Source organism: Roseibium sp. HPY-6, assembly GCF_040530035.1.
Taxonomy (GTDB): domain Bacteria; phylum Pseudomonadota; class Alphaproteobacteria; order Rhizobiales; family Stappiaceae; genus Roseibium.
On sequence record NZ_JBEWCD010000002.1, the window covers coordinates 2,417,243 to 2,430,406 of the forward strand.

The window sequence follows — 13,164 nt, forward strand, 5'->3', positions numbered from 1 at the left end:
CCCATTTGCAGATTGCTTAACCGATCGCTTACCCTAATTCGACATAGTTTGCCGGAACGTGGAGACAAAACGCAATGAACGCTGAGCGGCAGACCTATCCCGATGACGACATGGCGCTGGACCTTGGAGGGTTGCTCCGTGCCATTGGGCGCTCGCTTGGCTGGCTGTTGCCGCTCACGCTGATCGTTGCTGCCTCCGTGTTTCTGGGTCTCCAGTTTGTTGCCCCGAAATATATGGGCGAAGCCCGGGTCCTGATCGAGAGCACGGACAACAAGTTCCCGGGCGCTTCCCGTGGCATCGAAGAAGAAAGGGCGCTTTTGGACGCAGAGGGCGTTGCCAGCCAGGTGCAGCTGCTGATGTCTGCGGATCTCGCGCGCCGTGTTGCCAACAAACTCAATCTTGCAGCGATCCCTGAGTTCGATGCCAAGGGCGATGGTTCGCTGATTGGAGACCTGCTTACATATGTGGGCCTAAAAAGCGACACGGCCGGCAACAGCGAGGAAGAGCGGGTTCTCAAACACTTTTACGAGAACCTGGACATATATCGCCTGGAAGGCTCCAGGGTGATTGCAGTTGATTATTCCGCTCAAAATCCCGTCTTGGCCGCAAAGGTCGCCAACACGATTGTTGACGAATATCTTGCGCTACAATCGAGCGCCAAAAGGCAGACCACCGAACTGGCATCTGCAGCGCTTGAGCCGCAGATTGTGGAATTGCGCAAGGAAGTGCAGGCTGCTCGACAGGCAGTCGCCGATTTCCGTGCACGTGCGGACCTTCTGATCGGCGCGGACAACATCCCCTTGAACCAGCAGCAGCTTGCAGAGACGAGCAGCGATTACTCGGCTGCGCAAGCGTCCAAAGCGGAGGCTCAAGCCAAGGCGGACCTCTTGCGGGAACTGCTCAATTCCGGTGGATCTTTGGAAACGGCGAGCGATGTACTCAATTCAACGCTGATCCAGAGACTGCGGGAACGTCAGGTCGAAATTCAGTCGAACATCGCGGAACTGTCGATCACACTGTTGCCGAACCATCCGCAACTGAGATCGCTGCAGTCCCAGCTGAACGACTACAACCGGCAGATCCGGTCGGAAGCCGGCAAAATCCTGCAGGGGCTCGAGAGCGACGCCAAGGTCGCCAACCAGCAGGCTCTTGCCCTGGAAGCCCGTCTTGAAGAGTTGAAAGTTGCGGCGGCCAGATCCAACGCTGACCAGGCTCGGCTGAATGAACTTGAGCGCGAGGCCAATGCGAAAGCTGCCCAGCTCGATCAACTCATGCTCAGCTTTCAAGAGGCCGATTCGCGCCTGCGCGCGCAGGTCCTGCCGGCGGATGCGCGCATTATCTCAAGGGCAAGCGTGCCCGTCGAACCCTATGCGCCGAAGATCATTCCAAGCACGATAATTGCAGCACTCGTGACTTTCATTTTGGGATGTGCCTTCGTCATTATGAAAGCGTTCCTCTCCGGTGAGGCGCTTTATAATGCCGGAACAGCCAGAGCGCCTCAGGTTGCCGGGACGCGCAACAAGCGCGCTGGAAACCCGGGCATGCCAAATCCCGATTTCCCGCAAACCGCACCGACCCCGGCTGGCAGCATCAGCACAAGAGAGCCTCTCGGCTGGCATCAGGGTTACGGCCTGGCCTCTGCAAACTACGCATTCGGTGCTGACCTGAAAGACCGGCCAATACCTGCGCATCCGGAGGGTGCAGACCAATTTGCATCCAGCCCGGTGCCTGACATTGACGAAGTTCGGGACATGTCGGAACCGCAAAGGGAAACCAAGCGCCGGTCACTGGACGATGTCTATAGAGACTATGACAAGGACGTTGCTCCGGATTGGCTTGGCGGCCTGCGCGGAAGCGAGGATGTCCCGGCAACTGCTCGCGAAGAGGAACGAGTGAGCCCCCCCTCATCAGAACCGCAGCCTTTGGGTGAGAAGGTACCGCAGGTTCCATGGAAGAAGAACCAGAAAGCGACCTTCTCCAAGGATATCGACGTAAAAGGGCGCATTGTTGTCCTGAGTGTCGACGACGAAGCCTTGTCGCACGAATTGGCTTTCGAACTCGCACGCAAGGCCTCCAAAAACGGCAAGTCCTCGCTGGTTGTTGAGGTCTTTCCCGACCAGGCGAATGAACGGGGGGCGGAAGGATTTTCCGACGTTGTGTCGGGACGCATGCCTTTTGCCAAGGTCGTCTACAGGGATGCGGTGTCAAAGGCGCACATCATCGAAGCTGGCCGGTATGCGATCACTGATGACATGGTCAAATCGGAACGCTTCAAACTCGCCCTGGACGCCATCCGCACGACTTACGAAGCTGTTGTGGTGGACCTGGGTGCGATCGACGGATCGCTTGCAAGCGCCCGCATGCTGAGTTTTGCCGACAGAGTGTTCATCGCTGCAAGCGCCCCTGATCACAGCCACGAACTCCAAAGTGCAGCCAACCTGTTGGCCCACAACACCGGTGCACGTGTGGAAGTGCTGATCGCAGGCGAAACCAGCCCGGATCCCCGTCGCAACGGAGACGGCCACGCTGCGTAAGCAGTGTCAATGCCAATGTCTTTGTTGATCGTTATGGCGCCGCTGGTCCAGAAGACCGGCGGTGGCCATCAAACTGTCCGGAAATCAATCTGCTCTGTCAGCGGCTGTCCAGCCCTGATGTCCATTTGCGCATGCGGCGAACAAGCGGCCACAGAACGTTGGAATTGCGGATTGCAGACTTTGCGTTGAGGCGAAGTACAGCAATGTTCTTCTGGCATCTTCCCATGAAGGACGCAGCTACAAGGCTGTCTTTCAGAACAACCGGTTCCGCCCATGAGGTCTTGTAACGTTCTTCGCCGAGACCGAGATCCAGCACGCTGACATCCGCAGCCGCACAGGCCCGTTCGATGATCTCCTTGATCAGAACAAGGCCAGGGCTGTTCGGCAAAAACTCGTCATGCGCAATGCTGTTGCTGTAGGCGAAGATGGTTTCGCTATGGTGGGCGCAAAGATAGGTTGACCGGATTTTTCCGCCAACCTCCAGGAACCAGAGATCCAGGACGGGTGCAGCTTCGGCCTCGTCACCGAGCCCGATCAGTTTCTCCAGGAATAGCGCGGCAACAGGCGTTGAAAAAACGTTCGGAATTCCAGCTTCCTGCGCGCGTGTCGCTCGCTGTTCCAAAAAAGCATCAAAGCCGCGCCGGATATCCTGCTTCGTTTCGGCTTTGACAACGGCGTAACCCTCGACGGATTGCAGGTTCCGCTGCTTGCGCGAGAGGTTCTTGCGCGACGACTTGCTGTGGGTCTCCTTGAAGAGGACTTCGAAGTCGGAGGGGAGGTCTCGTACAAAAATCGGGCTGGGACTGGTTTCAGCTTCATCCAGCACCAGTGGGTGTGGGCGGCCTTGCCAGATCTCCGGGACATTTTGCAGGATCAGGAGATCGGCGTCGAGCGTTCGGCAGATCTGCGTCAGGAAATCATGGATTTGCTGGGCAGTGACATTATCGTAGAACCGGCGGTCCCAGATGCCCGTATTCTGGTTGCCGTTTTCATGCCCAAGAAAGGAAACAGTCGTTGCGCCCGACTGGTGCTGCACGGCGAGCGGGAGAATGAGAACGGATTTTCCATCAAGCCGTCCGGCGACGATTACCGGTTCAAGGGAGTGGCTGCGACCGATGGTTTCGCTCCACGCCGTTAGCCATCCAGGCGACTGATAGGGATTGCTGTATCCGATGGCATCAAGCTGACGCCAATCCATTTCAATGTCGCGGAAGTCTGAAAAAACGGCCAATTCGAGCGATGTCTCATTCCGCACCGAACTTTCGGTTGAGTCTGTCTCCAAGACGGTCGCGGCAATCGGTGACATTGGGGTAATCCATTTTAAACGAACATCGGCGAAAGCTCGGCGTTGCGCTGGCTGGCAAGCTGACGTCGCGATAGACTTAGCAACAATTGTTAAAGAATACGTGCCTTACTGGTGCACAATTGATGAGTAGGCATTAAGGCCACATGGGCATACGTCAAAAAGCAGTCTCTCGTGCGTTCAGGGTCCTGAAAGGAACCGGAATCGGCCGAATGCTCGCACCGCTGACCCAAGGGTGCGGGGCGGTGTTCATGATGCACCATGTGCGTATGTCGCGCACCGACGCCTTTCAGCCAAACGCTCATCTGGAAATCACGCCAGAGTTCCTGCGTCTTGCAGTCGAACGCATCCGGGCAAATGGCTACGAAATCATCTCCCTGGATGAGGCGGTCGATCTGCTGAAATCCGGCTATGGCCATCACAGATACGCGGTCCTGACCTTCGATGACGGGTATCGGGATAACCTGGAAATTGCCTATCCGATTTTGAAGGAATTGCAGGCACCTTTCACAGTGTTTGTGGCGACGGGCCTTGTGGAGCGCACAAGTGAGCTCTGGTGGCTGGCACTTGAGCGGATCGTTGCGCAAAACGACACGGTGGTCTTTACGCGGGCGGGCGAAGAAAACGGCATTTCGTGTGGCACGACCGAGGAAAAAAGCGCGTGTTTTGAACGGATCGTTGATTACCTGACACTGGAAATCGGTGAGCTGGATCAACGCAAGATCATCAGGGCGCTGTCTGAGAAATATGGCCTCGATCTCGCCGAGCTGGCGGACGAGCAGATGATGAGCTGGGACGAGGTGAGAGAGCTTGCTTCAGATCCGCTGGTGACGATCGGTGCGCACACCCACGATCATTTTGCACTGGCGCGGCTCGAGAGTTCATCGGCGCGCGCTGACGTGACCAAGGGCATGAAAATCCTTGAAAAGGAGCTCGGACGACGCCCGAAACACTTCGCCTATCCCTATGGAAAGTCTCATGCAGTAAGCCTGCGCGATGCGGATATCCTGCGGGATATCGGATTTTCGTCTTCTGTAACGACTTTGCCGGGCGTGTTGCAGTCCGTGAATGCGCGCGATCCGATGATGCTGCCGCGCGTTTCGCTGAATGGCAGGTTTCAAGATCCGGCGATCGTCGATCAGTATCTGACCGGCGCTCCCTTTGCTCTTTACCGCGCTGCCCGGTGGGCGGCGTCCGGGTTTGGCGTCAGGTCTGGTTTTTCCCGCTTTTTTCCATCCACCAGATGATTGCGCCCGCCGGGATGACCCAAAGAAGGCCGGCAATGGCAAAATAGACAAAACGCGCCAGGTTGGATGAGTCTTGCAGTGTAATGTCGCCGATAACCATTGCGGTGAAGGCGTAAACCACGACAAAAATGACGAGTACCACCATGCCGACAAATTTGCGAAACGAGGGAACCATCTTTGGGTATCCGTTGAACCAGTTGGGGCCTGTGCTGAAAGACGGCAAAATGTCTCAGACCGCTTGCCGTTATGGCCTTGCACCTATATCTCCGCACACAAAAGGTCAATTCGGCCCAGGGGAATAATCGGAACGGCTTCATGAACGCATTTGCTGAGGGCGCGGGTAAAGGGGAGGTCCAGATCCTGCCGGCGAAACTGGAACGGACCAGACGCAGCAGGGCGATGATCCGCTGGTGGCTTTACTGCGTCTGTGCCCTGATCCTAGCCATGGTTGTGGTCGGAGGCGCGACCCGGCTCACCGAATCCGGTCTTTCCATTACAGAGTGGAAACCGATCCACGGGGTAATTCCACCGTTGAGCGAAGCAGAGTGGGAAGAGGAACTCGAGAAATACCGCCAGATCCCGGAGTACCAGCTCATCAACAAGGGCATGAGCCTTGAAGAATTTAAGTTCATTTTTTGGTGGGAGTGGGGCCACAGACAACTGGGCCGGTTTATCGGCATTGCCTATTTCGTGCCCATGGTCGTCTTTTGGGCGGCGGGACGTATTGAGCCCTGGCTGAAACCGCGCCTTCTTCTCGGGCTTGCCCTTGGCGGTTTGCAAGGGGCCGTTGGTTGGTGGATGGTCGCCTCTGGTCTTGTGGACCGCGTCGATGTGAGCCAGTACCGGCTGGCCACGCATTTGACGCTCGCACTGATAATCTTTGCATACCTGTTCTGGATAGCGCGACGGTTGTCGCCTCTCGCCGACCCGCTCCCCGAGGAGCAGGCACGCCTGGCCGGGTTCAGTACCCTGGTCCTGTGTTTCGTTTTCCTTCAGATGTTTCTGGGCGGTCTCGTAGCCGGTCTCAATGCCGGTTTCACCTTCAACACATGGCCGTTGATGGACGGTCAGTTCATTCCGGACGGTTTGCTGATGATGCAACCGGTCTGGCTCAATCTGTTCGAAAATGTTTTAACCGTGCAGTTCCAGCACCGCATGACGGCCTATCTGTTGATTGTGCTCGGGCTGTTCTTGCTGCTGTCGACATTCAGGGTCAGCAAACGAAGCGAATTACGGCGGGCGAGCGCTCATGTCGCCGCATTTATACTGTTGCAGGCGGTCATCGGGATCTTGACGTTGATCTGGCAGGTGCCAATGTCGATAGCGCTGGTTCACCAGGGTTTTGCCGTTTTTGTGCTCGCGGCTTCGGTTGACCATCTGGCGCTTCTGAAAGGCGCATATCCCATCAAGTCTGCTTGAAAAAAATGCCCGCCGGCGGCGGGCATTTGGTGTTGTCTGCCTGCTCAATCAGCCGGACAGCGCCTGATCGAGATCCGCGATAATGTCGTCAACTTCTTCAAGCCCGATGGACAGCCGTACAACGTCCGGCCCGGCTCCAGCAGCCGTTTTCTGTTCGTCGGTCAGCTGTCGGTGCGTTGTCGAAGCCGGGTGAATGATCAGGCTGCGCGTGTCGCCGATATTGGCGAGATGCGAAAAGAGCTCGCACTTCGACACCAGCGCGACACCTGCGTCATAGCCGCCTTCAACACCGAACGTGAACACGGCACCAGCACCCTTGGGCATGTATTTTTGCTGAAGCGCATGATGCGGGTCTTCCGGCAACGCGGCATAGGAAACCCAGTTCACCTTGCTGTGTCCTGACAGGTGGAGCGCAACTTTCTTTGCGTTGTCCGAATGTCGCTGCATGCGCAGCGGGAGCGTCTCAATACCCGTGAGGATCATGAAAGCGTTGAAGGGAGAGATCGCGGGGCCAAGGTCGCGCAGGCCAAGCACCCGGCAGGCAATGGCAAACGCGAAATTGCCGAAGGTCTCGTGTAGAACAATGCCCTGATACTCCGGACGCGGTTCCGACAACAACGGATAACGTCCGCCGGCAGACCAGTCGAAACTACCGCCATCGACGATGACACCACCCATCGAATTGCCGTGTCCGCCCATGAACTTTGTCAGCGAGTGAAGCACAATGTCGGCGCCATGCTCGATCGGACGGCAGAGGTACGGAGTGGCCATCGTGTTGTCGACGACAAGCGGAACACCCTTGGCTTTGGCAAGTGCCGAGATTGCCTCGATGTCCATGACAATCCCGCCCGGATTGGCAAGGCTCTCAATGAAGATCGCTTTGGTGTTCTCGTCGATCGCAGCTTCAAACGTGTTGAGGTCATCCGGATCGGCCCATTTGACCTCCCAGCCAAAGCTCTTGAACGAATGGTTCAGCTGATTGATCGACCCGCCATAGAGCTTGTTGGCCGCGACGATGTTATCGCCGGGCTTCATCAGGGTATGAAAGCAAAGCAACTGGGCGGAATGGCCGGACGCGGTTGCAAGGGCAGCGGTTCCCCCTTCCAGGGCTGCGATCCGTTCTTCCAGTACAGCGGTGGTCGGGTTGGTAATGCGCGTATAGATATTGCCGAAGGCCTGGAGGCCAAAGAGCGAGGCGGCATGGTCCACATCATCGAACACGAAAGATGTTGTCTGGTAAATCGGCGTGGCGCGGGCGCCTGTTGACGGATCGGGCGCGGCACCGGCATGAATGGCCAGCGTGGAAAACCCTGGAATATTATCGCTCATAAACAACCTCCCTTTTGGAATTTCGGCCAGTTTGACCGAACGCAGACGGCAGGTCAAAGCAGGATTTTTCGAATTAACGCACGGTGTTAAAATATCGATGTCAAAGGCTTAGGGCGAAGTCTGGCGCTTGCGACCAGCTCGCAAACCCTCAACCGGATCGTTTGCCTGACAGCCCCCGATGCTGAAAGCCGGCCTGGAGTTTTGGCCTTTTTGAGGAAAGTGTCTTGGAGTTGACACCGGCCCAGCCGATTTCACCGGAAAGACGTCCGTATTCGATCTTCGGACAACGGTCCATCACGACCTTAATGCCAGCGGCTTCCGCACGCTGTGCGGCCTCGTCGTGCCGGACGGTCAACTGCATCCAGATGACCTTGGGCAGTTTGCCGCTTTCAAGGATCTGGTCAACGATCTGACCCGCGGCTGCCGAGTTGCGGAATATGTCGATCATGTCGGGAACATCCGGCAAATCGTCCAGCGAAGCGTAAACGTGCTGGCCGAGGATTTCCTTGCCGGCCTGGCCTGGATTGATTGGCCAGACATCGTAGCCTTTCGCCAAGAGATACTTCAGAACGAAATAGGACGGACGCACATTGTTGGCGCTTGCGCCGATCATCGCGACGGTTTTGACCTCGTCGAGAATGCCCTTGATGTATGTGTCGGAATAATTGTCGTGATTCATATTTGATGGCCCTCAGCGCGTATGCGCCATCCAATGCGAAACAGGCCGAGTGCGCAAGGGTTTCGCGTGCGCTTTCCGGTCACAGGTTTGAGGACGTGTTGACGCGGTTTCACCGGATACGGTGCGTCAGCGATGCAGTATCAACGCGCGCATAGTCCATACGGACCATGCACATTCCACGACAATGATGTTCAATCAGACGTTCTTTGACGGTTGTAAACTCCAGGAGATGCGGCGGAGTTGTTTTCAAAGGAGATTTTCATGATGAAGTTTATTGGGAAGATCGGCATTGCCGTGCTGTTTGTTGTCACAGGATCGACAGTGGCGATGGCGGATGTTGCTTGCGTTCAATCCGAGCTTAAATCAGCGGGCTATAAACCTGGCCCGGTTGACGGTGCACTCGGGAAAAAAACCTACAATGCAGCTGCCGAGATGGGAAAGGACTACCAGCTTGAAACGGCCAAGCTGTCTTCGGACAATTCCGATGAATGGTGCAAGACACTGAAGGCTGCAAATGAAGCTGCTTTGGTGGATACGGAAGCGGAACTGCGTGAAAAGGTTATCGGGAAGAAACTAACCCTCGACGGAAACTGGGTCATCATAAAAGCGGATGGAACATTCGAGGGCAATTTCGGCAAGAAGGCTTTGGCAGGAACGTGGAATTGGCAAGATATATATTGGTGCCGAACACTCACGACCCATTCCAAGAACACAGATTGCCAAGTCTATCGTGTTACGCCTGCCGGCCTCTACGTGACGCGCCAGAAGGGCAAGGGCAAGTCTTTCCTTTACACAATCGAGAACTGAACCGAGAGCCATTCGGAAGATCGATGGTACGCCGGGTCATTTCGTTAGTGATCCGGCGACAAGACGATAGAGGGTTTCGTCGATTTCCGCGCGCATCGTTCGACAGTGAACCGGGTGCGGGAAAGCTGGTTTAGACGGCTGACTTCTGTGCCTGTTTGGAGCGAAGTTCCTTTCTGATCACGAGCTTGAGGCCGGACCAAACTGCATCGACCGCGCACACCTTGACATCAACCAGCCCCATTGGAAGGCAGACTTCGCGTATTACATCTTCCGTCACGCTCGTCGGCACCTTGCTGGATTTTTTGGGCCAGGAAACCCAGATCATTCCGTCAGGAGAAATCTTTCGACGCAAAACGCCGAGCTGTTCTGCCAAAACGTCTTTTTCGGTGATGAACAGGTGGGCGCAGTCGAGCCCTGAAGCAGGTGAGGGCCCGACCCGCAACTCGGGCACCTGTTCGTCGAGTATTCCGGAAATTTCGTCCGGCATGTTCAGCCGCCAGCAGGTCATGCCCGGCTTCAGGCCGAGCTTTGCAGCCAGGGGGCGGCCCGAATATCCACTCTGGTTCATGACATTTGTCCGTATTGGAACAATTCGGCTCCCTAAAGGGTTGGTGTGACGTGACCTTTCGCGCTCAAGGCACCTTTGTGGACCACAATGGCAGGGTTCACGCGGGAGCGCGTCAATTCGAGGATTTTCTCCCGGTTTACTGGATCTTTCAAAGTGGTTCACGTCTTGTTTCGGGAACGTGATTTGAAGCGGTTGGTCCTCAATCCCAATTGTTGATGAGCGGCAATAACATGTGAAGTACAGCAGTGACTTCAGTTGCTCTGTTGTTACCTAAAGCGAAATCTTCGTGAGGAAAATCATGATTTCAAGAGTAGTCACCTTTACCGCAGCGTTGTTTGTCGCAGCAGGAATAAGTTTTTCTGCAGAAGCCGGCGCATTGACCGGACCCAAGCTTGGGGCCGTGAAAACCAATCAGCTCACTCAGACTGGAGACCTGGTTCACAAGGCCAATTTCAAAAAACATAAGAAAATCAAACGGCACCGTGGCAGCAGCCGGAAACACAGGCACTTCAGCCGTCATAGCCGGTTCGATCGCTTCGACAAATTCTACCGCCGCCACGACTTCGGCAAACGCCGGCTGGATACAAGACAGCACAAGAATTCAAGGGCCTTCTTCAATCAGAGGCCGCATAAATCCGTCTCCCGATTGCAGCCTTGGACGCCTGCATGGCACCGTTACTGCGCAGCAAAGTTCAAGTCGTTCGACCCGAAGATCGGGACATACCTGGCTTTTTCCGGTGCTCGAAAATTCTGCAGCTGACCGGCATCATAGCTTCAAAAGGAGAGGGGCGATCAAGGCCCCTTTCTTTTGCACTCAGTCAGGTCTTGTTTGATCAGCTGTCTGTCCACTCCGGCTTACGCTTTTGCAGGAAGGCCGAAATCCCTTCTTCAGCATCGTTGGCGAGCATGTTGTCGACCATGGTCTTCGCGGCGAAGTCATAGGCTTCGGAAAGCGGCATTTCGAGTTGCCGGTAGAAGGCTTCCTTGCCGATCTTGAGGGTCCTTGAGGATTTCGAGGCGATTACCTCGGCATATTTCTGAACAACCTGATCCAGGTAGTCCCGCGGTACGATCCGGTTGATGAGACCGAATTCCTTTGCGGTTGACGCATCGATGCTCTCACCTGTCAGCAGCATTTCCATCGCCTGCTTCGGAGCGACGTTGCGCGATAGAGCAACCATCGGTGTTGAGCAGAACAGTCCGATATTGACGCCGGGCGTGCAAAACGTAGCGGTGTCGACGGCGATCGCGAGATCGCAGGACGCAACCAGCTGGCAGCCGGCTGCCGTTGCAACACCCGTCACGACGGCGATCACGGGCTTTGGAAGGCGGACAATCTGCTGCATGAGATCGGAGCACTGGCGCATGATCCGCTCATACGTCGCTTTCCCTCCGTCTTCCTCGGCTCGCGCTGAAGTCAGTTCTTTCAGATCATGGCCTGCGCAGAACACCTTGCCTTCAGCGCCAAGAAGAACAACACGCACTGCCGGATCTTGCGCTGCCTTGGCAAGTTCGTCTGATAAAGCCGTCATCATAGCGGTCGACAGGGCATTCATTCGCTCCGGGCGCTGCATCACGATGCGGTAGACGCCCTCGTGCAGAAGCGTTCCCAGCATTGGCTTTTCGAGATGATCGTTTGCGGCGGTTTCAGACATGCGGCGTTTCCTGGACTGGCTCTCGTTGCTGGCTTTATAGCTGAACTGCGCCGCTGCGCGAAAGGGGCAATAGCCGTCGGCTTAGCAAGGCGTTTGCACCGCTAACATAGCGTGTTCATGAGCCTAATTGACGCTACGAATTGTTTGATTTGTAGACAGTGGTTGTAGATCGCGCAAAAGTAGCGTTAGATAAATCCATCAGCATATAATTGTGGAGAATTTGTAATGACTTACCAGAATTTTATTCTCACAGTGATTGCAGTTGGACTGATCGTCATCGCTGTTCAAGGGTTAGGCCCGAAGGGTGCAACTGCACAGAGCACGATGTGCGGCGAAAGCAGCAATAATCCATGTTGGGTAACCGGTAGTGTTAAGATCGACCAGGGAAAGTACAGCGATCCAATCTTTATTGCGACAAAACGCGGAGATGGTGTAGCAGTGTACAATGGTAAAGATGTTGGCTCCCCGTTTTGGGTCAAGATCGAAAACTGAGTTTGATGAAAGACAGAGAGCTATTGGGTCGTTTTTCGAAGCGGCCCTTTCTTTGTTTTTAATCTGGAAATTGCCTAGTTGCGTAAGCCTTGTCCCTGTGTAGGCCAAAGATGAATGACCCGGAATGCTTCGAAATCACCTTTAATACGGCGATGCATCGTTCTGTCTAGGGAAACACCGGCGAAGCTTGTTTGTCAGAAGCAGGCTTTTTGTGGCGATATCCAGCTCACTCACGGATGGTTTATGGCCGTCTGAAAATTGGCGGCTTCAGCTTTTTGAATTATCGGCTATCCTTCGCCTATGTTGAGGCATCATCTTTGGCTGCGTTTAGCCTTTGTGCTTCTCGCCTTGCTGACGCCCCTGTCGCTTGCAAAAGCTCGGGAAAGGGTCGACGTCGCGCTCGTGCTTGCGGTCGATGTGTCCCGATCCATGTCTTATGATGAGCTGAGGATCCAGCGTCGCGGTTATGCCGCAGCAATTTCAAGCGCAGAAGTGGTACGCGCGATTGAACTCGGGGCGCATGGCAAGATCGCTCTGATGATGTTCGAATGGGCGAATGACAACCACGTCAGGGTGATTGTCGATTGGACGTTGATCGACGAGCAGGCGGACGCAGTCGACTTTGCCGACAAGGTTCTGAGGGATGAGTCCTTCAGCCAGCGCCGGACGTCGATCTCCGGGGCAATCAAGCATGCCTCGGAAATGCTTGAGGAAGTGCCCTTTGAAGCGGACAGGTACGTCATTGATATCTCCGGTGACGGACCGAACAACCACGGCGCGCCTGTGACGCTGGCACGCGACGCCGCCGTTGAAAATGGTATCACGATCAATGGACTGCCCTTGATGACCACCGGCGGCCCCGGGTCACAGTTCAACATTCCGGACCTTGACGTCTATTATCGACGATGCGTCACGGGCGGGCCGGCAAGCTTTGTCATACCGGTTACCGATTGGGCGCAGTTTCCAGATGCGGTTCGGCGGAAACTGATCCTGGAGATCGGTGGTTTTGCGCCTCTGGAGCCGTTGGTTCAGCGCGCCCAGTTCACGTTCGAAGAGCCCTATGATTGTCTCGTCGGAGAAAAGATCTGGCGCCGTCTGCGCGAGCAGTTTTACTGGGATCCGTGACCGGGA

14 protein-coding genes are annotated in these 13,164 nt (G+C 55.5%); 7 read left to right on the plus strand and 7 right to left on the minus strand.

The window, feature by feature from the left end:
* Positions 1-74 precede the first annotated feature (74 nt).
* Positions 75-2,534, plus strand: coding sequence for an exopolysaccharide transport family protein (locus ABVF61_RS22205; RefSeq protein WP_353995711.1), 2,460 nt, complete (start codon positions 75-77; stop codon positions 2,532-2,534).
* 97 nt (positions 2,535-2,631) lie between these two features.
* Here the strand turns inward: ABVF61_RS22205 and ABVF61_RS22210 are convergent, their stop codons facing one another.
* Entirely contained in the window at positions 2,632-3,840 is a 1,209-nt protein-coding gene (locus ABVF61_RS22210) for a GNAT family N-acetyltransferase (RefSeq protein ID WP_353995712.1), read from the minus strand.
* 209 nt (positions 3,841-4,049) lie between these two features.
* On the opposite strand from ABVF61_RS22210, the gene ABVF61_RS22215 reads away from it, so the two are divergent.
* Positions 4,050-5,084: a polysaccharide deacetylase family protein gene (locus ABVF61_RS22215; RefSeq protein ID WP_353995713.1), complete on the plus strand. Its 1,035-nt coding sequence runs from the start codon at positions 4,050-4,052 to the stop codon at positions 5,082-5,084.
* On the opposite strand, the gene ABVF61_RS22220 is transcribed toward ABVF61_RS22215, so the two are convergent.
* Positions 5,044-5,259 (minus strand): DUF2842 domain-containing protein, encoded by a 216-nt coding sequence (locus ABVF61_RS22220; protein WP_353995714.1) that lies wholly within the window; start codon positions 5,257-5,259, stop codon positions 5,044-5,046. The two genes, ABVF61_RS22215 and ABVF61_RS22220, sit on opposite strands and share 41 nt — an antisense overlap.
* Before the next feature lie 224 nt (positions 5,260-5,483).
* Between ABVF61_RS22220 and ABVF61_RS22225 the strand changes: the two genes are divergently transcribed.
* Positions 5,484-6,503 (plus strand): COX15/CtaA family protein, encoded by a 1,020-nt coding sequence (locus tag ABVF61_RS22225; RefSeq protein ID WP_353996477.1) that lies wholly within the window; start codon positions 5,484-5,486, stop codon positions 6,501-6,503.
* Positions 6,504-6,551: 48 nt separating this feature from the next.
* Here ABVF61_RS22225 and ABVF61_RS22230 read toward each other — a convergent pair whose 3' ends face one another.
* Together ABVF61_RS22230 and ABVF61_RS22235 are read right to left on the minus strand one after the other, a co-directional pair.
* Positions 6,552-7,832 carry an O-acetylhomoserine aminocarboxypropyltransferase gene (locus tag ABVF61_RS22230; protein WP_353995715.1) on the minus strand — a complete coding sequence of 427 codons (1,281 nt, stop codon included), beginning with the start codon at positions 7,830-7,832 and terminating at the stop codon, positions 6,552-6,554.
* Positions 7,833-7,980: 148 nt separating this feature from the next.
* Positions 7,981-8,511, minus strand: a complete 531-nt coding sequence (locus ABVF61_RS22235) for a CoA-binding protein (protein WP_353995716.1) — start codon at positions 8,509-8,511, stop codon at positions 7,981-7,983.
* Positions 8,512-8,772: 261 nt separating this feature from the next.
* Here ABVF61_RS22235 and ABVF61_RS22240 point away from each other — a divergent pair, with 261 nt between their 5' ends.
* A complete protein-coding gene (locus ABVF61_RS22240) occupies positions 8,773-9,318 on the plus strand; it encodes a peptidoglycan-binding domain-containing protein (RefSeq protein WP_353995717.1) in 546 nt (181 codons plus the stop codon).
* 130 nt (positions 9,319-9,448) lie between these two features.
* On the opposite strand, the gene ABVF61_RS22245 is transcribed toward ABVF61_RS22240, so the two are convergent.
* Both ABVF61_RS22245 and ABVF61_RS22250 read right to left on the minus strand, forming a co-directional pair.
* Positions 9,449-9,886 (minus strand): hypothetical protein, encoded by a 438-nt coding sequence (locus ABVF61_RS22245; RefSeq protein WP_353995718.1) that lies wholly within the window; start codon positions 9,884-9,886, stop codon positions 9,449-9,451.
* Positions 9,887-10,190: 304 nt separating this feature from the next.
* Positions 10,191-10,445, minus strand: a complete 255-nt coding sequence (locus ABVF61_RS22250; protein ID WP_353996505.1) for a hypothetical protein — start codon at positions 10,443-10,445, stop codon at positions 10,191-10,193.
* Positions 10,446-10,532: 87 nt separating this feature from the next.
* Between ABVF61_RS22250 and ABVF61_RS22255 the strand changes: the two genes are divergently transcribed.
* Positions 10,533-10,646 carry a BA14K family protein gene (locus tag ABVF61_RS22255; RefSeq protein ID WP_353996478.1) on the plus strand — a complete coding sequence of 38 codons (114 nt, stop codon included), beginning with the start codon at positions 10,533-10,535 and terminating at the stop codon, positions 10,644-10,646.
* 73 nt (positions 10,647-10,719) lie between these two features.
* On the opposite strand, the gene ABVF61_RS22260 is transcribed toward ABVF61_RS22255, so the two are convergent.
* Positions 10,720-11,541 (minus strand): enoyl-CoA hydratase, encoded by an 822-nt coding sequence (locus ABVF61_RS22260; RefSeq protein ID WP_353995719.1) that lies wholly within the window; start codon positions 11,539-11,541, stop codon positions 10,720-10,722.
* Positions 11,542-11,766: 225 nt separating this feature from the next.
* Between ABVF61_RS22260 and ABVF61_RS22265 the strand changes: the two genes are divergently transcribed.
* Both ABVF61_RS22265 and ABVF61_RS22270 read left to right on the plus strand, forming a co-directional pair.
* Entirely contained in the window at positions 11,767-12,033 is a 267-nt protein-coding gene (locus tag ABVF61_RS22265; RefSeq protein WP_353995720.1) for a hypothetical protein, read from the plus strand.
* A 300-nt stretch (positions 12,034-12,333) separates the two neighbouring features.
* A complete protein-coding gene (locus ABVF61_RS22270) occupies positions 12,334-13,158 on the plus strand; it encodes a DUF1194 domain-containing protein (protein ID WP_353995721.1) in 825 nt (274 codons plus the stop codon).
* Positions 13,159-13,164 lie beyond the last annotated feature (6 nt).